General features: G+C 71.3%; 22 protein-coding genes. 7 read left to right on the forward strand and 15 right to left on the reverse strand.

Annotated features, from left to right (window positions below; genetic code table 11):
- Positions 1-16 precede the first annotated feature (16 nt).
- Positions 17-2,311 carry a transglycosylase domain-containing protein gene (locus tag ACLU3S_RS17935; protein WP_413952884.1) on the reverse strand — a complete coding sequence of 765 codons (2,295 nt, stop codon included), beginning with the start codon at positions 2,309-2,311 and terminating at the stop codon, positions 17-19.
- Between the two features lie 548 nt (positions 2,312-2,859).
- Here ACLU3S_RS17935 and ACLU3S_RS17940 point away from each other — a divergent pair.
- The 3 genes from ACLU3S_RS17940 (at position 2,860) to ACLU3S_RS17950 (ending at position 6,454) form a co-directional block, all read left to right on the forward strand.
- Positions 2,860-3,384, forward strand: a complete 525-nt coding sequence (locus tag ACLU3S_RS17940) for a PadR family transcriptional regulator (protein ID WP_413952885.1) — start codon at positions 2,860-2,862, stop codon at positions 3,382-3,384.
- Positions 3,381-4,070 (forward strand): ABC transporter ATP-binding protein, encoded by a 690-nt coding sequence (locus ACLU3S_RS17945; protein WP_413952886.1) that lies wholly within the window; start codon positions 3,381-3,383, stop codon positions 4,068-4,070. The genes ACLU3S_RS17940 and ACLU3S_RS17945 overlap by 4 nt, the downstream gene beginning before the upstream one ends.
- An 83-nt stretch (positions 4,071-4,153) precedes the next feature.
- Complete coding sequence (locus ACLU3S_RS17950) at positions 4,154-6,454, forward strand: FtsX-like permease family protein (protein WP_413952902.1); 2,301 nt, start codon at positions 4,154-4,156, stop codon at positions 6,452-6,454.
- A 228-nt stretch (positions 6,455-6,682) separates the two neighbouring features.
- On the opposite strand, the gene ACLU3S_RS17955 is transcribed toward ACLU3S_RS17950, so the two are convergent.
- Entirely contained in the window at positions 6,683-7,690 is a 1,008-nt protein-coding gene (locus tag ACLU3S_RS17955) for a LysR substrate-binding domain-containing protein (protein ID WP_413952887.1), read from the reverse strand.
- Between the two features lie 133 nt (positions 7,691-7,823).
- On the opposite strand from ACLU3S_RS17955, the gene ACLU3S_RS17960 reads away from it, so the two are divergent.
- Complete coding sequence (locus tag ACLU3S_RS17960) at positions 7,824-8,378, forward strand: peroxiredoxin (RefSeq protein WP_413952888.1); 555 nt, start codon at positions 7,824-7,826, stop codon at positions 8,376-8,378.
- A gap of 3 nt (positions 8,379-8,381) precedes the next feature.
- Complete coding sequence (locus tag ACLU3S_RS17965; RefSeq protein ID WP_413952889.1) at positions 8,382-8,915, forward strand: alkyl hydroperoxide reductase; 534 nt, start codon at positions 8,382-8,384, stop codon at positions 8,913-8,915.
- 21 nt (positions 8,916-8,936) lie between these two features.
- Here the strand turns inward: ACLU3S_RS17965 and ACLU3S_RS17970 are convergent, their stop codons facing one another.
- From ACLU3S_RS17970 to ACLU3S_RS17990, 5 genes are all read right to left on the reverse strand, one after another.
- Complete coding sequence (locus ACLU3S_RS17970; protein WP_413952890.1) at positions 8,937-10,283, reverse strand: AI-2E family transporter; 1,347 nt, start codon at positions 10,281-10,283, stop codon at positions 8,937-8,939.
- 136 nt (positions 10,284-10,419) lie between these two features.
- Entirely contained in the window at positions 10,420-11,133 is a 714-nt protein-coding gene (locus ACLU3S_RS17975) for a transglycosylase SLT domain-containing protein (RefSeq protein ID WP_413952891.1), read from the reverse strand.
- 406 nt (positions 11,134-11,539) lie between these two features.
- On the reverse strand, positions 11,540-12,865 hold the full coding sequence (locus ACLU3S_RS17980; protein ID WP_413952892.1) for a PhoH family protein: 1,326 nt from the start codon (positions 12,863-12,865) through the stop codon (positions 11,540-11,542).
- 382 nt (positions 12,866-13,247) lie between these two features.
- The gene (locus tag ACLU3S_RS17985) at positions 13,248-14,021 is read right to left on the reverse strand and encodes an isoprenyl transferase (protein ID WP_413952893.1); all 774 of its coding nucleotides are present in this window, start codon (positions 14,019-14,021) and stop codon (positions 13,248-13,250) included.
- Positions 14,022-14,947: 926 nt separating this feature from the next.
- The gene (locus ACLU3S_RS17990; RefSeq protein ID WP_413952894.1) at positions 14,948-15,733 is read right to left on the reverse strand and encodes a methyltransferase domain-containing protein; all 786 of its coding nucleotides are present in this window, start codon (positions 15,731-15,733) and stop codon (positions 14,948-14,950) included.
- Positions 15,734-15,785: 52 nt separating this feature from the next.
- Between ACLU3S_RS17990 and ACLU3S_RS17995 the strand changes: the two genes are divergently transcribed.
- The gene (locus tag ACLU3S_RS17995) at positions 15,786-16,277 is read left to right on the forward strand and encodes a DinB family protein (RefSeq protein WP_413952895.1); all 492 of its coding nucleotides are present in this window, start codon (positions 15,786-15,788) and stop codon (positions 16,275-16,277) included.
- Between the two features lie 7 nt (positions 16,278-16,284).
- Here the strand turns inward: ACLU3S_RS17995 and ACLU3S_RS18000 are convergent, their stop codons facing one another.
- Both ACLU3S_RS18000 and ACLU3S_RS18005 read right to left on the reverse strand, forming a co-directional pair.
- On the reverse strand, positions 16,285-16,788 hold the full coding sequence (locus ACLU3S_RS18000) for a GNAT family N-acetyltransferase (protein ID WP_413952896.1): 504 nt from the start codon (positions 16,786-16,788) through the stop codon (positions 16,285-16,287).
- A 39-nt stretch (positions 16,789-16,827) separates the two neighbouring features.
- Entirely contained in the window at positions 16,828-17,703 is an 876-nt protein-coding gene (locus ACLU3S_RS18005; RefSeq protein ID WP_413952897.1) for an LLM class flavin-dependent oxidoreductase, read from the reverse strand.
- 63 nt (positions 17,704-17,766) lie between these two features.
- Between ACLU3S_RS18005 and ACLU3S_RS18010 the strand changes: the two genes are divergently transcribed.
- Positions 17,767-18,150: a DUF192 domain-containing protein gene (locus ACLU3S_RS18010; RefSeq protein WP_413952898.1), complete on the forward strand. Its 384-nt coding sequence runs from the start codon at positions 17,767-17,769 to the stop codon at positions 18,148-18,150.
- Positions 18,151-18,178: 28 nt separating this feature from the next.
- On the opposite strand, the gene ACLU3S_RS18015 is transcribed toward ACLU3S_RS18010, so the two are convergent.
- The 6 genes from ACLU3S_RS18015 to ACLU3S_RS18040 form a co-directional block, all read right to left on the reverse strand.
- Positions 18,179-18,790 (reverse strand): OmpA family protein, encoded by a 612-nt coding sequence (locus ACLU3S_RS18015; protein WP_413952899.1) that lies wholly within the window; start codon positions 18,788-18,790, stop codon positions 18,179-18,181.
- Between the two features lie 7 nt (positions 18,791-18,797).
- A complete protein-coding gene (locus ACLU3S_RS18020; RefSeq protein ID WP_413952900.1) occupies positions 18,798-19,379 on the reverse strand; it encodes a hypothetical protein in 582 nt (193 codons plus the stop codon).
- A 31-nt stretch (positions 19,380-19,410) separates the two neighbouring features.
- Entirely contained in the window at positions 19,411-20,010 is a 600-nt protein-coding gene (locus ACLU3S_RS18025) for a pilus assembly protein TadG-related protein (RefSeq protein WP_413952903.1), read from the reverse strand.
- Positions 20,007-20,186, reverse strand: coding sequence for a Flp family type IVb pilin (locus ACLU3S_RS18030; RefSeq protein WP_413952904.1), 180 nt, complete (start codon positions 20,184-20,186; stop codon positions 20,007-20,009). The genes ACLU3S_RS18025 and ACLU3S_RS18030 overlap by 4 nt, the downstream gene beginning before the upstream one ends.
- Before the next feature lie 137 nt (positions 20,187-20,323).
- Complete coding sequence (locus tag ACLU3S_RS18035) at positions 20,324-21,025, reverse strand: response regulator (RefSeq protein ID WP_413952905.1); 702 nt, start codon at positions 21,023-21,025, stop codon at positions 20,324-20,326.
- Positions 21,026-21,104: 79 nt separating this feature from the next.
- Positions 21,105-22,479 (reverse strand): sensor histidine kinase (locus ACLU3S_RS18040; RefSeq protein WP_413952901.1); only part of this gene is annotated, 1,375 nt, incomplete at its 5' end.

A 22,479-nucleotide genomic window follows, 5' to 3' on the forward strand; every position in this document is an offset into this window, starting at 1 on the left:
CTCGGCGTCTGTCGCGCTACTGGCCGCGCGGGTCGAGCGGATTCTGCGGGGTGATGCCGCCCGTCGGCGTCTGCGTGGGCGTCTGCGTCGGGGTCTGCGTGGGCGTCTGCGTCGGGGTCTGGGTCGGCGTCTGCGTGGGCGTCCGGCTCGGCGGCTGGGACGTCGGCGCCTTGCTGGTCGGCGTCTGCGACGGCGTGTCGGACGGGCTCTGGGAGAGCGACGGCGTCTCACTCGGCTGGACGGCCGCGCCCTGCGTGGTGTCCAGGTCGAACTTGCTGACGCTGCCCATCGCCCCGAAGGTGTAGGTGGCCCAGATCTGCGCCGGGTAGCCCCCGCCGTTGATGCGGCCGCCGCCCGTGGTGATGAGGCCCGTGGCGCCCTTGAGCGGAACCTGGGCGTGGGTCTTGGCGTCCTCGCCGAACAGGCCGACCGAGGTGACCAGGCGCGGCGTGTAGCCGGTGAACCAGGCCGACTTGTTGTTGTCGGACGTACCCGTCTTGCCGGCGACCTGCTGTCCGTCGCGCTGCGGGTTGGCGGCCACCGACTGGTGGGCCGTGCCGTCGTCGACCACGCCGGTGAGGACGGAGGTGACCGTGTCGGCGGCCTGGCGGCTGATCACCTGGTCGCCCACCGGGTTGGGGAAGTGGACGCTGCGGTCCTTGTGCTCGGCCGACTTGATGATCGCCGGGGTGACCTTCTTGCCGTGGTTGTCGAGCGTCGCGTAGATGCCCGCCATCTCCAGCGGGCTCGCGCCCATGGAACCCAGCGTCTGGGCGGGCACGGCCTGCATGCCCTCGGTGTCCATGCCGAGCTGCTTGGCCGTGTCCATGACCTTCTGCATCCCGACGTCCACGCCCATCTGCGCGAAGACGGAGTTGACGGACTGGTTCATGGCCTTCTGGACGGTGATCGGCCCGTAGCTCACGTCGTCCTCGTTCGGCGGGGCGAAGCCGACCTTGGTGCCGTGGTCCACGACCTGGCGGCGGCTGGTGCCGTCGTAGAGCGTGTTCGCGGTGATCGGCTTGCCGTTCTGCGTGGTCGCGCCGCTGTTGAGCGCGGCGGCGAGGATCACCGGCTTGAAGGTGGAGGCCGGCTGGTAGTCGTGGCGGGTCGCGTTGTTGGTGTAGTGCTTGAAGTAGTCCTCACCGCCGTACATGGCGAGGACCTTGCCCGTCCTGGGGTCGACGGACACGGCGCCGGGCTGGACGTTGGCGTCGACGCGGCGCTTCTTCGCGTTCAGCTTGCTGGTCAGCTGGTCCTTGACGGCCTGCTCCAGCTCCTTCTGCTTCGTGCGGTCGACGTTGAGCGTGATGGTCCAGCCGCCCTTGCGCACCAGCGCCTCGGCGTCACCGAGGGTCGCGGCCTGACCCTCGGCGACCAGCCGCTTCTCCAGTGTCGCGTTGGCCGCGTCCACCAGATAGCCGGTCTGCCCCTTCATGCCGGGGGCCGTCTTGGGTGCCTTCGGCTTCGGGAACTGCAGGGACTGGCGCTTGCCCGCGTCGAGCCAGTGCTGCTTGACCATGTTGTCCAGGACGTAGTTCCAGCGGGCGACGGCCAGCTTCTTGCCGGTGTCGCTCGCGATGGCCCAGTCGTACTGGTTCGGCGCCTGCAGCAGCGCGGCGAGGTAGGCGCCCTGCTCGACCGTGAGGTCCTTGGCGTCCTTGCGGTAGTACGCCTGGGCCGCGGCCTGGATGCCGTAGGCGCCGCGTCCGTAGTAGCTGGTGTTGATGTAGCCCGCGAGGATGTAGTCCTTGGACTTCTGACGGTCCAGCTTCAGCGAGATGACCAGTTCCTTGAGCTTGCGCGAGACGGTCTGGTTCTGGTCGAGGTAGTAGTTCTTGACGTACTGCTGGGTGATCGTCGAACCGCCCTGCGTGCCGCGCCCCCTGACGGTGTTGAGCAGACCGCGGGCGGTGCCCCTCAGGTCGACGCCGGAGTCGTGGTAGAAGGTCTTGTTCTCGGCGGCGACGAAGGTGCGCTGGACGTCCTTGGGGACTTCGGTGAGGTCGACGCTCTCGCGGTTGAGGGTTCCGGTGCGGGCGAGCATCGTGCCGTCGCTGTACTTGTAGATGTTGCTCTGCAACTGGGCGTCGGCGTTGCCCGCGGGGATGTCGACGTACATGTACAGCCCGATGAAGGCCGCGATCCCCAGCAGGCAGGCCCCGAAGAACGTGCCGAGCACCTTCTTCCAGGTGAAGATCCGGCGTATGAGGGGCCGCTTGGCGTCCGCCGTGGGTGCGGATCGGCGGCGCCCCGGGGCGGCGCGGTGGCCACCGCGCTGTCGCGCTCGTCTCTCGTCCGCTCGTCCCATCGGTCCCTACGCTCGCTTCCGTCTCGGGGTCAGCTCCGAAAACTAACACCCGTCTATATGACAAAGGGCGTCCGATCCGGTCTTTTATGGACGTGAGAATCAGCACCTGCCCCAACGGAACCGACGGTTCTGACGGCCCGGGGGTTGCGTCGGCCGCCGGAAAGGGCGCTGCGGCGAGCGGGCCCCGCAGCCCGCGCCCGACACGGGGAACGCTCCGCCGGTGACGGGCTCCCCAAGGCCCTCGGCGACGGCCGCAGCAGGGCAAACGGGTGCCGCCGCGGCTCGGTCGGCGGGTGGGCGAGACACCGGCCCGCAGGGTCGGCGGGGAGCCGCGCTCGGCCGGCACACGGATCGGCTCCCTCCCTGACGAGCCGTCCGCCGAGACGGGCCGGCCGCCCATGGGCCCAGGTCGCCGGCCGCGCCGGGGCGTGGTCCGCCTGTATCAGAACCGTGACAATCGGCCCCCACCTGCGCCGCCCTACAGCAGGCCATGATCCCCGCACTCCGCGTATACATACCGCGTATACACCGTGTGTAGAGTGCGAAGCATGTCCATCGGTCACACCCTCCTGGGGCTCCTGGAGTCCGGGCCGCGCCACGGCTACGACCTCAAGCGGGCCTTCGACGAGAAGTTCGGTCACGACCGGCCGCTGCACTACGGCCAGGTCTACTCCACGATGTCCCGGCTGCTGAAGCACGGCCTCGTGGAAGTCGACGCCATCGAGGCGGGCGGCGGCCCAGACCGCAAGCGCTACGCCATCACCGACGCGGGCGTCACCGACGTCGAGCGCTGGCTCGCCACGCCGGAGAAGCCGGAGGAGTACCTCCAGTCGACCCTCTACACGAAGGTCGTCCTGGCGCTCCTCACCCACCGCGACGCGTCCGTCGTCCTCGACACCCAGCGCGCCGAGCACCTGCGCAGCATGCGGATCCTGACCGACCGCAAGCGCAAGGGCGACCTCGCGGACCAGCTGATCTGCGACCACGCCCTGTTCCACCTGGAGGCCGACCTGCGCTGGCTGGAGCTGACCGCGGCACGCCTGGAGAAACTCCGCACGGAGGTGGCCCGGTGACCGCTCCCGCCGGCTCCCTGCTCGCCGCCGAGGACCTGCGCAAGGCCTACGGCCCCACGGTCGCGCTCGACGGCGCCGACTTCTCCATCCACCCCGGCGAGGTCGTCGCCGTGATGGGCCCCTCCGGGTCCGGCAAGTCGACGCTGCTGCACTGCCTCGCCGGCATCGTGCCGCCCGACTCCGGCTCCATCACCTACGACGGCCGGGAACTGGCCGGTCTCAGCGACGCCGCCCGCAGCGCCCTGCGGCGGTCCGAGTTCGGGTTCGTCTTCCAGTTCGGCCAGCTCGTGCCGGAGCTGACCTGCGTGGAGAACGTGGCGCTGCCGCTGCGGCTGAACGGCACGCCGCGCCGGCAGGCCGAGAAGGCGGCGCTCACCTGGATGGAACGCCTGGAGGTGGACGACCTGCGGGGCAAGCGGCCCGGCGAGGTCTCCGGCGGCCAGGGGCAGCGCGTCGCGGTGGCGCGCTCGCTGGTCACCGGACCCCGGGTGATCTTCGCCGACGAGCCGACCGGCGCGCTCGACTCCCTCAACGGCGAGCGCGTGATGGAGCTGCTGACCGACGCGGCCCGCTCCACCAACGCGGCCGTCGTCCTCGTCACGCACGAGGCCCGGGTCGCCGCCTACTCCGACCGCGAGATCGTCGTACGCGACGGCAAGTCCCGGGACATGGAGCGCGCCGTATGAGTGCCCGCCCGTCACCCGCCACCGCCGGGCCCGAGGCGCGGCGCGCCGCCCCCTCGGCACCCTCGTGGTCCCGCGACCTCGGCATGGGGGTCCGGTTCGCCTTCACCGGCGGGCGCGAGGGCTGGGTGCGGATGCTGCTGACGGCGGTCGGCGTCGGGCTGGGCGTGGCGCTGCTGCTGCTGACCACCGCGATCCCGAACGCGCTGGCGGTACGGCACGACCGGGACAACGCCCGCGCGGACCACACCTACGGCCCGCAGCGGCCGAAGGCGGCCGACACCCTGGTGATCTCCGACGCGGACACGACGTACCGGGGCAAGGACGTCCGTGGCCGGCTGGTGGAGCCGGAGGGGCCGCGCGCCCCGCTGGCACCCGGCCTGACGCGATACCCGGCGCCGGGCGACATGGTGGTCTCCCCGGCGCTGAAGGAACTGCTCGGCTCGGCCGACGGCAAGCTGCTGCGCGCACGGCTGCCGTACCGCGTCGTCGGCACGATCGGCGAACCCGGGCTCATCGGCTCGCGCGAACTCGCCTACTACGCCGGGGCGAAGAACCTGGCCCCGCGCATCAACGGCTGGCAGACGGCCCGGATCAACCGGTTCGGGTCGCCTCAGGGACCGGCGGAGCGGATGGACCCGGTGCTGGTCCTGCTGGTGCTGGTCGTCTTCGTGGTGCTGCTGATGCCGGTCGCCGTGTTCATCGCCACGGCCGTGCGGTTCGGGGGCGAGCGGCGCGACCGCAGGCTGGCCGCGCTGCGGCTGGTGGGCTCCGACAGCCGGATGACCCGGCGGATCGCGGCGGGCGAGGCACTCGCCGGATCACTGGTCGGCCTCGTCTTCGGCACGGTGTTCTTCCTGCTCGGGCGCCGGCTCGCGGGCTCGGTGGAGATCCTGGACATCAGTGTGTTCCCCAGCTACCTGGACCCCACGCCCGCGCTGGCCGCCCTGGTCGCGGTCGCCGTGCCGACGGCGGCGGTGCTGGTCACGCTGTTCGCCCTGCGCGGGGTGGTCATCGAGCCGCTGGGCGTGGTCCGCACGGCCAGGCCCACGCGCCGCCGGCTGTGGTGGCGGCTGCTGCTGCCGCTGGGCGGCCTCGCGATGCTCGCCCCGATGATCGGCCAGGGCCGGTCGAACGGGGACTTCAACCAGTACCTGGTGATCGGCGGCGTCCTGCTGCTGCTCGTCGGCGTGACCGCGCTGCTGCCGTGGATCGTGGAGGCGGTGGTGGCCCGGCTCGGACACGGCGGGGTGGCCTGGCAACTCGCGGTGCGGCGGCTGCAGTTGAGCAGCGGCTCCGCGGCCCGCATGGTGAACGGCATCGCCGTCGCGGTGGCCGGGGCGATCGCGCTGCAGATGCTCTTCGCCGGCGTCCAGGGCGACTACACCAAGAGCACCGGCAAGGACGTCACCCGCGCGCAGATGCAGGTCAACCTGGGGCGGGGCGTCCCGTTCGTGCCGGCCGCCGGCCGGTTCGCCGCGACCAAGGGGGTGCGCAAGGCCACCGCGCTGGCCACCACCGAGCTGGGTGACCGGGACTGGAAGCGCGGCCCGAACGCCACGGCGACGGTCACCGTCGGCACCTGCGCCTCGCTGCGGGAGGTGGCCCGGCTGACGACCTGCCGGGACGGGGACGCGTTCCTGGCGCGGGGCGGGGACAACGACGCCGACGTGGCGAAGCTGGTCCGGCCGGGCCGCACGCTCCACGTCGACGCCACCAGCGGCACGGGACGCGGCCGGGACCTGCCGTGGACCGTGCCGGGCGGCCTCCGGCCGGCCCGCGCGATCACCAACCCGAACGGGACGAAGGACAGCGGCGTGCTGCTGACGCCGGCGGCCGTGCCCGACCGGATGAGCGGCCTGCTGAACGGCGCGGTGTACCTCACGCTCGACGAGTCGGTGCCGGACGTGCAGGAGTACGTCCGCAACACCGCCGCGCGGATCGACCCGTTGGCGGACCCGATCGTGTGGTCGGCCACCGAGGAGTCGACGAAGTTCACCTCGATCCGCACGGGCCTGTTCGTCGGCGCGGTCTGCGTGCTGGCGCTGATCGGCGCGAGCCTGCTGGTGTCCCAGCTGGAGCAGTTGCGCGAGCGGCGGAAGCTGCTGTCGTCGCTGGTCGCCTTCGGCACCCGGCGGCGCACCCTGAGCCTGTCGGTGCTGTGGCAGACGGCGATCCCGATCGCGCTGGGCCTGCTGCTCGCCTCGGCCGTGGGACTGACGCTGGGCGTGGTGCTGCTGAAGATGGTCGGGGCGACGGTGGGCGTGGACTGGCCGAGCGTGCTGACCATGGCCGGTGCCGGAGCGGTGGTGGTCCTCACGGTCACCCTGCTCAGCCTGCCGCCCCTGCTCCGCCTGATGCGCCCGGACGGCCTGCGCACGGAGTAGCCGGCACAGCCGCCGCACCCGGGGGACGGCGGCTGCGCCACGACCCGCGGCCGTCCTCCCCGCAGCCCCGCGCCGCCCCTTCGGGCGCGGGGCCGCGTCCGGTGCGGTCCGCCCTGCGCCTCCCTCACCGGGACCCACCGGGACCCACCGTGGCCCAGCCGGGACGGCCACGGCCGCCGCGGTCGCGACAGGCCCGAGCCGAGCGCGCCCAGTTGCCCGCCCTGGGTGCTAACCCGCGGCGTTCACCACGCGCACCGGCAGTGTGCCGAGGGCCTCGCGCAGGGCCGTTGCCAGTTCCTCGTACTCGGCGGAGCGCGCCGCGCCGGTGCGCATGGCGAAGGCCACGCGACGGCTCGGTGCCGGGTCGGCGAAGTAGCCGGTGAGCAACTGGCTGCTGCGGGTGGTCTCCAGCTTCAGCGCGGTGCGAGGGAGCAGGGTGCAGCCGAGGCCGCCGGCCACCAGCTGCACCAGCGTGGACAGGCCGGCGGCCGTGGTGGTGACCGGGGCGCCCGCCCGTCGCCCACCACCACCCTCAACGGAGGGGCTTCGCCCCGCCCCCTTGAATCCCAGGCCGGCCTCGCGGCAGATGTCGAGGGCCTGGTCGCGCAGGCAGTGGCCCTCGTCGAGGAGCAGCAGGTCGAGCTCCTTCAGCGCCTCGCGCGGGATGCCCTCGCGGCCGCCGAGCCAGTGGTCGAGCGGGGTGACCAGCACGAAGTCCTCGTCGAACAGGGGGAGTTCGACGACTCCTGGGACGCCGAGCGGCACCGCGAGCAGCAGCAGGTCCAGGCGGCCGGAGTGGAGGCCGTCGAGCAGGCTGGCGGTCTGCTCCTCATGCACCTCCAGGTCCAGGTGCGGGTAGCGCTCGTGGACGAGCCGCAGCACGGCCGGCAGCAGATACGGCGCCACGGTCGGGATCACCCCGAGGCGCAGCACCCCCGTGAACGGCGCCCGGACCGCCTCGGCCTCCTCCAGCAGCGCGCCGACCTCGTCCAGCACCGCCTTCGCCCGCACCGCCAGCCGCTCGCCCGCGGGCGAGAGCAGCACTTTGCGCGTCGTACGCTCGAGGAGGGTCACGCCGAGGGTCTCCTCCAGCGCCGAGACCGCGCCGGACAGGGCGGGCTGGCTCATCCCGATGGCGGCCGCCGCGTCCCGGAAGTGCAGATGCTCGGCCACGGCGGCGAACGCTCGCAGCTGGGACAGGCTCGACTGCCTCCGCTTGCCGTTACCCACAGTCACTGATAACTACCTCCAATCAACGCGGCCAAGTGTAGCTATTTCCCTAATCAATGCATGCCGTGCCAACATCACCGAAGTCCAACCCATGGGAGACGCGCTCAAAAGGGGCGTCTCCTCGCTGCAAGGAGTGCGTGTGCTCACTGTCGGTGACAAGTTCCCCGAGTTCGAACTGACCGCCTGCGTCTCGCTGGAGAAGGGCAAGGAGTTCGAGCAGATCCACCACAAGTCCTACGAGGGCAAGTGGCTCGTCGTGTTCGCATGGCCGAAGGACTTCACCTTCGTCTGCCCGACCGAGATCGCCGCGTTCGGGAAGCTGAACGACGAGTTCGCCGACCGCGACGCCCAGATCCTCGGCTTCTCCGGTGACTCCGAGTTCGTCCACCACGCCTGGCGCAAGGACCACCCGGACCTGACCGACCTGCCGTTCCCGATGATGGCCGACTCCAAGCACGAGCTGATGCGCGACCTCGGCATCGAGGGCGAGGACGGCTTCGCGCAGCGCGCCGTCTTCATCGTCGACCCGAACCGCGAGATCCAGTTCACCATGGTCACCGCCGGCTCCGTGGGCCGTAACCCCAAGGAGGTCCTGCGGGTCCTGGACGCCCTGCAGACCGACGAGCTGTGCCCGTGCAACTGGACCAAGGGCGACGAGACCCTGGACCCGGTCGCGCTGCTGGCCGGTGAGTGACCCATGTCGCTCGACTCGCTGAAGGCCCGCGTCCCGGACTACGCCAAGGACCTGAAGCTCAACCTGGGCTCGGTCATCGGCAACTCCGCCCTTCCGGCGCAGCAGCTGTGGGGCACGGTGCTGGCGACCGCCATCGCCTCCCGCTCCCCGATCGTGCTGCGTGAGCTGGAGCCCGAGGCGAAGGCGAACCTCTCGCCGGAGGCGTACCAGGCCGCCAAGTCGGCCGCGGCCGTCATGGCGATGAACAACGTCTTCTACCGCACCCGCCACCTGCTGTCCGACCACGAGTACGGCACGCTGCGCGCGGGTCTGCGGATGAACGTCATCGGCAACCCCGGTGTGGAGAAGGTCGACTTCGAGCTCTGGTCGTTCGCGGTCTCCGCGATCAACGGCTGCGGCATGTGCCTGGACTCGCACGAGCAGGTGCTGCGCAAGGCCGGCGTGGAGCGCGAGGTCATCCAGGAGGCGTTCAAGATCGCCTCGGTGGTCCAGGCGGTCGGCGTCACCCTCGACGCGGAGGCCGTGCTGGCCGAGTAGGCCGTGCCCCGAGGACCCCGCTCACCCCTGGTGGGCGGGGTCCTCCGCGTTCTCCCCGGGATCCTCCCCGGGCGGCTCGTCCGCGGGCTCCGGGGCGGCCTGCCGGTCCTGCATCTCCAGCGAGTACTGCCGCAGATAGCCGACCACCGTGTTCGTCACCGCCACCAGCGGTACGGCCACCACCGCGCCGCCGATGCCGGCCACCATGCCGCCGGCCGCCACGGTCAGCACGACCGCCAGCGGATGCACGCGCACCGCGCGGCCGAGGATGAACGGCTGCAGCACATGGCCCTCGATCTGCTGCACCGCGAGGACGACCGCCAGGGTCATCACGGCCGTGAAGACGCCCTGGGTCACCAGCGCCACGATCACCGCGAGCGCGCCGGAGGCGACCGCGCCGACCAGCGGGATGAAGGAGAACAGGAAGATGAAGACGGCCAGCGGGACGGCCATCGGCACGTCCAGGAAGTAGATGCCGATGCCGATGAAGATGGCGTCGATGAGGGCGACCAGGACCGTGCCGCGCACGTAGGCGGTCAGGGTGCGCCAGGCGCGCGGGCCGGCGCCGGCCACGCCCGGACGGGCCGCGGAGGGCACCAGCTTCAGGAACCACTGCCAGATCCGCTCGCCGTCGTAGAGCAGGAACAGCGTCGAGAAGAACACCAGCAGGATGCCGGTGAGGGCCTCGACGATGACCTGGACCCCTTCCAGGCCCGCGGACGTGATCTGGTCGGCGTTGGCGCCGATCGCCTCGCGCAGGTTCTTGGCGATCTGGTTGATCTGCTTGTCGGTGACGTGGAAGGGGCTCTTCAGCAGCCAGTTGCGCAGGTCGTCGATGCCGGACTGGATCTGGTTGGAGAGCGTGTCGATGTTCTCCATGACCTGCCAGGTCACGAACCAGCCCATCAGCCCGATGACGACGAAGCCGCTGATGGCGGTGAGCGCCGTGGCCGGTCCGCGGGGCACCCCCCGCCGGGTGAGCCGGGCGACCGTCGGCTGCAGCAGCGCGGTCACCAGCAGGGCGATGACGAAGGCGAAGACCACCAGCTGGATCGCGCTGATGATCCGCATCAGCACCCAGAGGGTGCCGGCGAGGACGAGCAGCCGCCAGCCCGCCTCGGCCGCGACCCGCACCCCCCAGGGCACCGCCTGGGCGGGGTCCGGGCGGGGTCCGGCCGGCGGCGCGGACCGGCGAACGGGCGGCGGCGGGGCGTCCGCCCGGTCTTCGGTGCCGGAAGGGCCGGAAGGGACGGAAGGTTCGGGCGGGGTGTCCTCGCTCTCCACCTCGGCGCGGCGCTTGTCCAGACGCTCGCTCATCTCGGTGAGGCCGGCCCCGAGCCTGCCGAGCCACCCTGGCACTCGCGACATGATCCGTCCTCTTCCCCCGCGTCCCCGGGTGTCCGCCACCACTCCCCCCTGGAGTCGTCGACTACGACCGTACAGGGCGAAAGCCCCTCCCCTAAGGACGGGGAGGGGCTGCGCGGGGTTGAGCGGGCCGGGCGGCCTAGTACCAGTGGTTGGCCTGCCAGAAGGACCAGGCCTGGCACGGGCTGCCGTAGCGGCTGTTCATGTAGTTGAGGCCCCACTTGATCTGCGTGGCCGGGTTGGTCTGCCAGTCGGCGCCGGCAGAGGCCATCTTGGACCCCGGCAGGGCCTGGAAGAGGCCGTAGGCACCGGAAGAGGCGTTCACGGCGCGGTAGTTCCAGCTGGACTCGTGGTCCACGATGTTGCTGAAGCACTGGAACTGGCCGCCGGCGACCATCTGGCGCGCCATCGCCTGGATCTGCGCGACGGTGTAGCTGCTCTGGACCGGGAAGCTGGAGGAGTCGCGGGCGGAGTCGCGGCTGGCCGCGGCCTTGGCCTCGGCGCGCTCCTTGGCTTCCTTGGCCGCCTTCTCGGCCGCGGCCTTCTTGGCGATCGCGGTCTCGGCGGCTGCCTTGCGGGCGGCTGCCTCGGCATCCCTCTTGGCGCTCGTGTCCGCGGCGATGGCCTGGGCGTCGGCCTGCTGCGTCAGCGTCGCGGACTGCACCTGGGCCTGCTGACCCGCGGGTATGTCCGCGAGGAGCGTGGTGTCGGCGGCCGTCGGCTCGGCGTCGTTGTTCTGCGCGACGCTGCCCGAGGCAACTCCGACGACGCTTCCGACGGCGGTGACCGCGGTGGCCGAGGCCACTGCGAATCCCCGGACCGAAATCCGGCTCACACGGTTTCCTTCCAGCATCGCCCGCTTCGGTGACCCTGGCGGACGCAATCGTGCCCCTGACACTGGCCTCCCAACTGCGGGGTCACGGGAGGCACGGGCCCGGTGGGCAACTCCCCCGAAGGGAGCGCCGCATGGTGCTCGGGCGGCATACGACGAACTCTATGGAGTTGGTGGTGCCTGGGGCGCCGTACCGCTGGCGGTACAGCTGTGTCGTATGCGGGGCCTGACAGGACTGAGACTCTGCCGTAACCCGACGCCGGGCCGCAATTCCGAGTTGCGTGTGAAAGCTCACATCCCGTTTGGCCCTGTGGATTTCAGGAAACCGCCACACACGGCCGCGCCGCCCGGCTAGGCTCTGATGCCTTTGCCGGACGGCGCACATACTTGTCCCGGTATGGCCTTGGACGCACCCTCCGAGGTCGCCTCAGATATGACCCTCTTCGAGCATTTCGGTCACAAGGGCGGCGATCTGGGACCTCTCGGACCGGGTCAGCGTGACGTGCGCGAAGAGCGGGTGACCCTTCAGCTTCTCCACGACGGCGACCACGCCGTCGTAGCGTCCGACGCGCAGATTGTCCCGCTGTGCCACGTCATGGGTCAGCACGACCCGCGAATTGGCGCCGATGCGGGACAGAACGGTCAGCAGGACGTTCCGCTCCAGCGACTGGGCCTCGTCCACGATCACGTACGCGTCGTGCAGCGAGCGGCCGCGGATGTGGGTGAGCGGCAGCACCTCGAGCATCCCGCGCGCGGTGACCTCCTCGATGACCTCGCGGCTGGTGACCGCCGACAGCGTGTCGAAGACGGCCTGCGCCCACGGGCTCATCTTCTCCGCCTCGGTGCCCGGCAGATAGCCCAACTCCTGCCCGCCGACCGCGTACAGCGGCCGGAACACCATGACCTTCTGGTGCTGGCGGCGCTCCAGGACCGCCTCCAGGCCCGCGCACAGCGCCAGCGCCGACTTGCCGGTGCCGGCCCGGCCGCCCATCGACACGATCCCGACCTCCGGGTCGAGCAGCAGGTCGAGGGCGATGCGCTGCTCGGCGCTGCGGCCCTTGATGCCGAACGCCTCCCGGTCGCCGCGCACCAGGCGGACGTTGCCCTCGGCGGTGATGCGGCCCAGGGCCTTGCCGCGCTCGGACTGGATGGTCAGACCGGTGTGCACGGGCAGGTCGGCGGCCTCCGGGACGTACACGTGGCCTTCCTCGAAGAGGATGTCCACCTGCTCGCCGGAGAGCGTCAGTTCGCTCATCCCGGTCCACCCGGAGTTCTCCGTGATGGCGAGTTCGGCCCGGTACTCCTCGGCGAGCAGGCCGACGGAGGAGGCCTTGATGCGCAGCGGCAGGTCCTTCGAGACGACGGTGACGTCGAACCCCTCGGCCTGCAGGTTGCGGGCCACCGCGAGAATGCGCGAGTCGTTGTCCCCCAGGCGGTAGCCGGTGGGCAGCACACTGGGGTCCGAGTGGTTGAGCTCGACACGGACGGTTCCGCCCAGCTCCCCGATCGGGATGGGCGCGTCCAGGCGGCCGTGCTTCACCCGGTAGTCGTCCAGCAGGCGCAGCGCCTGGCGGGCGAAGTAGCCGAGTTCCGGATGGTGCCGCTTGGCCTCCAGCTCCGTGACCACGACGATGGGGAGCACGACCTCGTGCTCGTCGAAACGGGTCAGGGCGTTCGGGTCGGCCAGCAGGACGCTGGTGTCGAGAACATAGGTGCGCCGGTCGGGCTTGTGGCGCTTTGTGCTGGTCACCACGGAAGGACGTACCCCCTCGGATGAGGTCGGGGAGCGACGAAGTGGAAGCCGGGCCGGGAGGGTGGGGGTAGCACGGCCGGTTCATGGCCCCCGCGTTCGGCGGGCCGAGAACCGGCCCTCCGCGGCTGCTTCCGTGCGGGGACCGCACGGTCGGGCTGGTGCAAAGGGCCTCCCGGGCGGACGGCCCCGTGCCGCCCGCTGAGATCCGACGCCCGTGGTTCGGGTGTCGACCTGCTTGGCTTATGCCCTCGAACATGCACCGCCATGCAAAAGCGGCCAACGGCACACCGGTGAACTCCTCGTTACACCCCCTGCGACCGGGGTATACGGAACGCCCCGCCGGCGTGGTGCCGGCGGGGCGTCGGGCGTGCCTCGGTTGCCGTCAGCCGCCGTAACGGCGGTGACGTGCGGCGTAGTCGCGCAGGGCGCGCAGGAAGTCGACCTTGCGGAAGGCCGGCCAGAAGACCTCGCAGAAGTAGTACTCGGAGTGCGCGGTCTGCCAGAGCATGAAACCGGACAGCCGCTGCTCGCCGCTGGTGCGGATGACGAGGTCCGGGTCGGGCTGGTCCCCGGTGTACAGGTGACGGCCGATCATGTCGATGTCGACGGACTCGGCGAGGTCGTCCATCGAGACGCCCTTGTCGTGGGCGTCCAGCAGCATGGAGCGCACGGCGTCGGCGATCTCCTGGCGCCCGCCGTAGCCGATGGCGACGTTGACCAGTATCCCGTCGACGTGGGCGGTGGCCTCCTCGGCCTCCTTGAGGGTGGCCTGCATGCCCGGCGGGAGCAGGTCCATGGTGCCCACGTGGTGCACGCGCCAGCGGCCGTCCGCGGCGAGGGTGCGCACGACGTCCTCGATGATGCCGAGCAGGGGGACGAGCTCGTCCTGCGGACGGTCGAAGTTGTCCGTGGACAGCAGCCACAGGGTGACGACCTCGACGTCGGTCTCGGTGCACCAGCCGAGGAACTCCTCGATCTTGTCGGCGCCCGCGCGGTGGCCGTGCACGGTGGTGGAGCCGCTCGCCTTCGCCCAGCGGCGGTTGCCGTCCATGATGACGCCGATGTGCTTGGGCACCTGAGCGTGGTCCAGGTGGCCTTCCACCCGGCGCGCGTAGAGCCTGACGAGCAGGCTGCGCAGCTTGTCGCGCAGGTTCACGTGGCCCTCCGGGGGTTGGCGCGGGGATGTGGATGGCGGGGTTGCTGAGCCTACCCCCGGTACGGCCTCGGCCGTGATCCCGGGGTTTGGGGGCAGGCGGGGCGTGGAGCCGGGCCGCGTACGGGCCGCCGGGGTCCGTCGCACGGTGGCCCCTCGCCTCGTGAGGGAGGACGCCGCTGCGGTGACGCGAAGTTCCCGATGAAAAACGGGCCGGTCCGTGGGGGGGAGACGGACCGGCCCGAGGGGGGGTTTCCACCATAACCCTTCGTAAGGGATGGTGGGTGCATCGCCGTGCCACAACTACTCTCCGGAATCATCCGGCGACGCCCCGCTGAGCGCGGAATGGCCGATTCACACAGCCCTCATGGCCTGTTCACAGCGGAATCCCGGGAAAATCCGGTCGGATACGAAGGGAACCGGAGCGTTTACGCCATCTTGAGGACACGTCGGCGTGTTGTCGGGGGTCCCTCCGACGGGCGACCCGGTGGGCGAACGGTGGACTTGACGGTTCCGTTCCGCGACCGCAGTGCGGCCACCGGGACCGACGGAACCGCGCAGCCCCCTCCACTGCGCGGTACCCACCCGCGCGGCTTTGCTGGCGCGAATTGCGTTGGTCTGAACTTACGTGACCGCTGGGGCAGATGTGAACCGCGGCCTATAACGATGTGGAAACCGGGAACCGACGCGAGTGCACGGGCCGCTCCGCCTGCCCGGTCCGTCCGGTCCATCCGGTCCGTCCGGTCCGTCCGGTCCTCCCGGTCCGTCCAGTCTTCCCGGTCCGTCCAGTCCTCCTGGTCCGTCCAGTCCTGCTGGTCCGTCCGTTGCTGCTGGTCATTCCGGTCCGTCCAGTCCTCCCGGTCCGTTCCGTTCCTTCTGGTCATTCCGGTCCGTCCGGTCCGTCCGGTCCGTCCGGTCCGTCCGGTTCGTCAGCGGCCCGGCCTGCGCGCGTCGAACAGGTGCCGCGTGCTGTGCGCGACGAACGGGCCCTCCTTCTCGATCCGCTCGTGCAGCGCGCGCAACTGCGGCTCGTAGGCCTCGACGGTGAAGCCGGGGACCATCCAGACCACTTTGCGCAGGAAGTGGACGACGGCGGCGATGTCGCGGAACTCCATCCGCAGCCGCTCCGCCCGCAGCTCCACGACCTCCAGCCCCGCCGCCTGAGCCTCGGCCCGCTCCCGCTCCGGGTCGCGACCGCGGCGCGCGGTCTCCGGCTGCGGCCCCAGGAAGTACTCGACGAGTTCGAAGACGCTGGCCGGCCCGACGTGCTGGGCGAAGTACGTGCCCCCGGGCCGCAGCACCCGGGCGATCTCCTTCCAGTGGGGGACCACCGGATGGCGGCTGAGCACCAGGTCGAACGCCGCCTCGGCGAACGGCAGCGGCGCGTCGTCCGCGGCGGCGACGACGACCACACCGCGGGGCCGCAGCAGCGCCGTGGCCTTGGCGACGTTCGGCGGCCAGCCCTCCGTGGCGGCGAGGAGCGCCGGCCGGGCGGGTTCCGCCGCGGCGAGGGCGAAGTCGAGCACCTCGCCGCCGCCGGTCTGGACGTCCAGCGCGGCCTCGGCCCGGGCCAGCCGCTCCCCCGCCGACCGCGCGTACCCCCACGACGGCCGCGCCTCGGTGGCCCGCCCCTCGAACCACGAGAAATCCCACCCCTCGGTGGGCACCGCGGCACCCTCGGCCACCAGGTCTTCGAACGAACGGTTCGCTGCCATGCCCGCCATGGTCGCAGGGTGCCGTCGGGGGAGCCTGCTATTTTCCGCCCCCATGACGACTCACAGCGACGGAGAGAAGGAAACGCTGCACGCGAGCCTGGACCGGCACCGGGACGCCGTGCTGTGGAAGCTGGCCGGCCTCGACGAGGAGCAGGTGCGCCGCCCCATGACCCCGACCGGAACAAACCTGCTCGGCCTGGTGAAGCACCTGGCGGCGGTCGAGTACGGCTGGTTCGTGGAGACCTTCGGGGGCGAGCCGGAGCCGTTCTGGTTCGACCCGCACGACGACATGCGGGTCGGCCCCGAGGAGTCGACCGAGCGGATCGTCGCCTTCTACGGCCGGGCCCGTGCCGCCGCCGACCGGATGATCGCCGAGCTGCCCCTGGACGCTTTGGGCCGCCCGTCCTGGCGCCAGGAGACGGTGTCCCTGCGCTGGGTCCTGGTCCACATGGCGCAGGAGACCGCGCGGCACGCCGGCCACATGGACATCGTGCGGGAGCTGATCGACGGCGCGACGGGCGACCACCCCCCGGCCACGGACTGACCCCGCCTCAGACCGTCCGCGCGGCCGACGCGTTTCCGGCTGGGCCGCCCTCTTCCAGAACGAGCATGATGTGCTCGTCCTCCCCGTGCTCGACGGTGCCCGCCCGCCGGAAGCCGTGCCTCTCCAGCAGGAGCACCGAGGCGGTGTTCCCGGCGAAGGGGTCGGCGTACAGCGGGCGTATGCGTTCGAGCTCCAGGAAGAGGCCGAGGGCGCGGGTGCCGACGCCGCGGCCCCAGTACGGCCGCCCGAGCCAGTAGCCGAGGAACCGCCGCTCGCCCTCCGTCCAGGACACGACGTGCCCGGCGGCCTCGCCGCCCACGGTGACCGTCCGCACGAGGCAGTCGGGATCACCGAGGACGGACTCGCGCCAGTGCCTCAGGAAGGCGTCCCGCGGCCGGGGCGTGAACCTCGACCGCCGCACGGCCTCCGGGTCGTGCTCGAAGGCGAGGAAGGCGTACAGGTCCTCGTCCGTGACGTCCCGCAGGCTCACCGCGCTGTGCTCGTCGGTCATGTCAGGCAGTGTGGCAGCCGCCACTGACAACGCCCCGCCTCACGGCGCCAGGGGCCGGACCTCCCGAGCCGCGAACCCGATGAAGCCCTCCGGGTCGGGCTCGTCCGCGGTCGGCTGCAGTACGACGGTGTCCGCGCCGGCCTCCGCCAGCCGCCGCACCGCCTCGGCCACGGCGCCCGCATCGCCCGCGACCCCCACGCCGGGCTCCGACTCCAACCCCTCTGCGGCCAGTTCGGCCCGCAGCCGGTCCCCGGCGCCGGCCCCGGTGGCGGCGAGGAGATACACCACCAGCCGGTGCGGCTCACCGCTCCGCCCGGCCTCCCGCTGCCCCTCCTCGATGAGCTGCCGGGCCCGCCGTACTCCGTCCGGCGAGGTGGCGGCGGTGAGCAGGGTGCCGTCGGCCCGGGCGCCCGACAGGCGGAGCGTGCGCGGCCCGGTGGCGCCGGCCAGCACGGGCACCGGAGCCGGGGGCGGCCAGTCGAGCGCGACGCCGTCCAGGGCGACGTACCGGCCCTCGACGGTGAGCTTCGCCCCGCCCAACAGGGCGCGCAGGGCGTCGAGATGCTCCCCGAGAAGGGTGAGCGGCGAGGCGGCCCGGGCGCCGACCTGTCCCATCCAGTCCTGCACCCCGTGCCCGACGGCCACGGTCGCGCGGCCCGGGAACATCCGGTGCAGCGACGCGGTCTCCATCGCGGTCAGCGCGACGTTCCTGAGCGGCACGGGCAGCAGCCCGACGCCCACGCGCACGCGCTCCGTCCAGGCGAGCGCGGCGGCGGCCGTCGAGACCCCGCCCTCCAGAAAGCAGTCCTCCCACAGCCACAGCTCTTCCAGCCCCACGTCGTCCGCGGCCCGGGCAACGGCCCGCAGCCGCTCGGGAGGAAGCTGGGGGCGGAAGACGACACCGAGTTCAGTCATGGTGGCCTTCCTAGCGGGGAGGACGGGAAGGGACAACGGGTTAACCACGTGAGGGGAGCGCACATGGGGCGTTGGGGGGACGGGCGCGGAAGGCTCGTGGTGCGGCAGGACGGCTCCGGGGGCGACCCGGAGGAGCCCGGGGCCAGCGTGCCCCTGGAGATCGCGGCGTCCTACCGGGCCCGGACGAAGGGGCTGCTCGGCCGTGACTCGGTCGACGGGGCACTGCTGCTGTCCCCGGCGAGCGGGGTGCACACCTTCGGGATGCGGATACCGATCGACGTCGCCCATCTGGACCGCCGCCTGACCGTCATCGCCGTCCGCACGATGCACCCCGGCCGGCTCGGGCTGCCGCGGCTGCGGGCACGCCACGTGCTGGAGGCGGAGGCGGGGGCCATGGCGAAGTGGGGACTGCGCGTGGGCGTCCGAGTGGAGATCACGCAGGACTGAGCGGGGGCCTCCGCTCGCCCCCGGCTCCTCAGTCCCGGGCGCGGGGGAACGACACCTCGACGCGCCGGTTCTTCCTGCGTCCTTCCTCGGTGGAGTTGTCGGCGATCGGGAACTGCTCGCCGTAGCCGCGGACCTCGAAGGTGATGCCCGGGTCGTTCAGGTCCTGGTCCAGAACGGCCTGTACGGCGTTGGCGCGCTGCCTGGACAGGACGTCGCCGTGTGCGGAGGAGCCGAGGTTGTCGGTGAAGCCGAAGACGCGGACCTCGTTCGCGTTCTGCTTCTTGATCTCGTCGGCGATGGCCGCGATGCGGGCCTTCGCCTCCTGGCCGAGCCTGGCGCTGTCCTTGCCGAACAGCACTTCGGCCTGCAGCGCGAAGGTCACGTCCGCGTTGGTGTCCTCCCGCCGCTCGTCCCCGCTCTGGTCCTCGACGACCGACTTGATGTCCAGCACCTTGGGCGCGGCGAGGGTGGCACCCTCGGGGAGCTTGAGGTCGGGGTCGGTGGGATCGATCTTCACGGGCGCGGCGGCGGAGGGCGCGGTGATGGGCGGCTGACTCGGGTCGGTGTCGTCGGCGCGGGCCGGGGTGGCGGCGAGGAGGAGGGTCGCGGTGAGGGCGAGCGCGAGACGGGCGGTGGTCACGTCGGCCTCACCCGGAGATCTTGATGGTGGCCGAGGAGAAGGTCGGCAGCTGGAACTCGACCTCGTCCGTGTTGGCGGGGGGTGCGGGGAACTGCATGAAGACCGGGATCGATTCCCCCGCCTTGAGCGTCGACAGGCCCGTTGTGGTGAGCGGGCGGCCCTCAGTGTCGCGCAGGACGTAGTACCGCTTTTTCCCCTCGGAATCCACCAAGGTGGCTCCACCGAGCGAATGCCCGTTTCTGATGATCTCGGTCTCATTGCCGCTCAACTGGGCGGGGATGACCACCGTAGTGGCACTGTCGTTCTTCAATGTGCCGTTGACCGTCACGAAGCCGCCCGAGTCGCGCTGCGCCGAAGTGATCTGCAGGAGCAGACCGTTGGTTCCCTTAAGCTCGGCCAGCGGATGGCCGGACTGCCCCTCCTGGGTGCTCGGGTCGGACCCGTTTGTTCTGGAAGTGGACGCGGAGCTCTCTGGCTTCTTGTGGTCGCTGCTGCTTCCACCGCAACCGGTCACACCGACGGCCAGACCAGCCGCGACGGTCAGCGCGACCACTCCTCTGCGGGCCTTCGCAGTGAACCGCATGCTCATCGCTCCGCTTCCTTCGTCATTGATCGTTCGCTCATGAGTCGGCCAGGTGGACGTCGAAGAGGTCTTCGGGCTTCGGCAGTCCCGCGCTGTCATCGGGCTTCAGGTGCCAGACCTTGTCCCTACAGGTGAGGTCGGGCAACTCATCCCCTGTAGCGCCTTCTTCGGGGAGCTTGAAGGTACAGAGGGGGTCGATCTCGGCGGTGGCGGAAGCCTTCGCCTTGAAGTCTTCCGACCCTGGTACGACAGACCGGCCGACGGACTTGTTGGTCTGCACGTCGACCCGGTACTTCAGCAAGTGGGGCGGAAAGCACGTGTTCAGCTGAGCGTCGTTCTGTGCGGCGAGTTGTCGGGCGCGCCAGCACGGGTCATCGAACGGCACCTTGCCCTCGAAGATGTCCTGCCACTTCGTAGGATCGGGCACGACGTTGATCCACTGGGCCGTGAGTTGGTCACGCTCGTTCTGGGCCGCCGCGAGTGCCGCCGCGTCGGCGGCCGTCTGGGCGCCGCTCCGGTTCACCGTGGCCTGGCCCACTGCCAGGTAGGCGAGAGCAAGAAAGAGCAGGCCTGCCACCACCGTGATGTAGATGGGAAAGGCCTGCCCTGCGTCTGTGTACGTCCCGGGCCGATTCAGCCGCCGGTAACTTCGGTGATCTTGGAGACGATCGCGTTGTAGATCGACTGCCCGATGTCCGTACCCGTGATCGCCAGCACGATCGCTACCACCACCGCGATGATCCCGAGGTACTCGACGGCGGTCTGCCCCTTGTCGTTGCTGCGGCGCCGCACGGCCACCATCAATTTCAGCATCCAGTCGCTCACGGTGTTCCCCTCCGGCTCCACTTCGGACTCGGGCAACGTAAGCCCCGCACCAGCGGATGCTGGAGGGCCCCAGGACCCAACCCCGGGCCCAACCGCCGCCGTTGCCGCTCTCCCCGGCCCCCACCTCAGGCCACCCCCAGCCACTTCGCGGCCGCCTGGGACCTGGTCGTGGTGTTGAGCTTGGCGAAGATGCGGTTGATGTGGTTCTTGACCGTCTTCTCGGTGATGAAGCATGCGGCGGCGATCTGCTGGTTGGTCATGCCGGACGCGATGAGGTCCATGATCTCCGCCTCCCTCGTACTCAGCCGGAACCGGGACCGAAATGACTGTCCCACGGTGGATTGCAATTGTGAAGTACTTCGGGCAGGATTCTGCCCTGGGACAGGCCTGAGTTGACCCTCGATATGTGCAGGTGCACTCTCCCGCAGCTCGGCCAGCAGCGCCCGTGCCGCCCCCGGCGTCACATGCGGCCGGCCCTCCCGGACGTCCCGTACGGCCCTCACCAACTGCTCGGTCGTGAACTCGCCGTGCACCAGGTATCCCCCCGCTCCCAGCCGCAGCGCCTCCCGCACGGTCTCCGCCTCGTGGCTGTAGGTGAGCATCATGACCGGGGCCAGCCGCACCAGGTGGGGCAACGCCGAGATTCCGTCGACTCCGGGCATGCGGACGTCGAGGAGGATGACGTCCGGACGGTGCCGGAGCGCGGCCTCGTACGCCTCGCGGCCGTCGGCCGCCTCCGCCACCACGGTGGTGTCCGCGCTCCCCGACAGCAGCGCCGTCAGGCCCGCGCGGACCACGGGGTTGTCGTCGGCCACCAACAGCCGCAGGGGCGGTGGGGAAGCGGGCGCCGGAGGAGAGAGGTCCGGCCGGGGGTGGGGGTGAGCGTGCTACACGGTGTGCCTCCTTTCAGGGTTCCCGGGGGGATGGCATGGGGCGGGTGAGGGCCGCCAGGGGGAGTTCGACCCGCACCTCCGTGCCGCGTTCGTGGCCGCCGCGCCCGATGCGGATGCGGGCGCCCGCCCCGGCGGCCCGCTCGACCATGCCGAGCAGACCGAAGTGGCCGGTGCTGCGCAGCTGTTCGAGGGTGGTGCCGGGCGGGAGGCCACGGCCGTCGTCGTGGATCGTCAGGCGGAGCAGGTCGCCGTGGACGGCGGCCCGTACGTCGACGTGGGTCGCGGAGGCATGGCGGTGGGCGTTCTCCAGCGCCTCCGTGGCGATGGCGAAGAGATGGCGGGCCGCGGCGGGCGGCAGCGGAGGGAGGCCGGCCACGGCATCCTCCCAGTGGCAGGCCGCCCGGAGGCCCGTGCGGGAGGTGAAGGCCCGGGCCTGCGCCTCCAGTTCGCACCAGAGCGTCGTCGCCTCCGTGTGCTCCCGCCGTAGATCCGTCAGCAGCTCCCGCGACTCCGCCGCCGCCCTGCGGGCCGAGCGGGAGACCAGTTCCGCCTGTTCCCTGACGCGGGCCGGGTCGGGCTCGGCGGCCGAGGCCGTGGCCGCCAGGCCGTCCGCCGCCAGGGCGACGCCGTACAGGGTCTTGGCCACGGAGTCGTGCATCTCGCGCGCCAGGCGGGAGCGTTCCGCGCTCACCGCCTCCGCCGCCGCCAGGCGCGCCTGGACGGTGGTCAGGGCCTGCGTGGCGGCGCCGAAGCGGAGCATCAGGTTGCGCAGGGTCGAGCCCATGGCACCGGCGATGACGCACAGGCCGGGCAGGAGCAGGGCCTCGGCCACCGGGGCGTGCCGGTCGGCCTTCAGGGTGGCGTGGACGAGGAGCAGGATCAGGCCCTGCAGGGACGCGAAGCAGGCCGCGCCCCGCCAGCCGTACACCAGGCCGGCCAGCAGCGGGGTGCAGACGCTGACGTAGGCGAGGGTGGTGTCCGGGCCCGCCGACACGAGGAGGAGGGAGCCGAAGAGGGTGTCGGCGGCGAGCAGGCTGGGATGGCGCAGGAGGAGCGGGCCGAAGCGCTCCCAGTCGCGGAAGAGGACGTACGACACCATGAAGGTGACGACCACGGCCGCGCCGACCAGGCGGGCGCCCAGGCCGGGGGCGGCGTTGAGCAGGGCGGCCGGCGCGGCCAGGACGATCATGGCCAGCCGGAAGCCGAAGACCTGCCGGCACATCGCCTGCAGCGCCCGGACCTGAATCCTCTCGGACGCCTCGTCCCGGGACGCCTGCCCCGCCCTCGACGCCGACCGCCGCGCCAGCCGGGCGAGCAGCGACGCCCCTTCCCGCGACGCCCCCTCCCGCGACGCCTGGTCCCCGGACGCCGGCCTCGGCCCTGACCCC

This window comes from Streptomyces sp. AF1A (assembly GCF_047340315.1).
Taxonomy (GTDB): domain Bacteria; phylum Actinomycetota; class Actinomycetes; order Streptomycetales; family Streptomycetaceae; genus Streptomyces.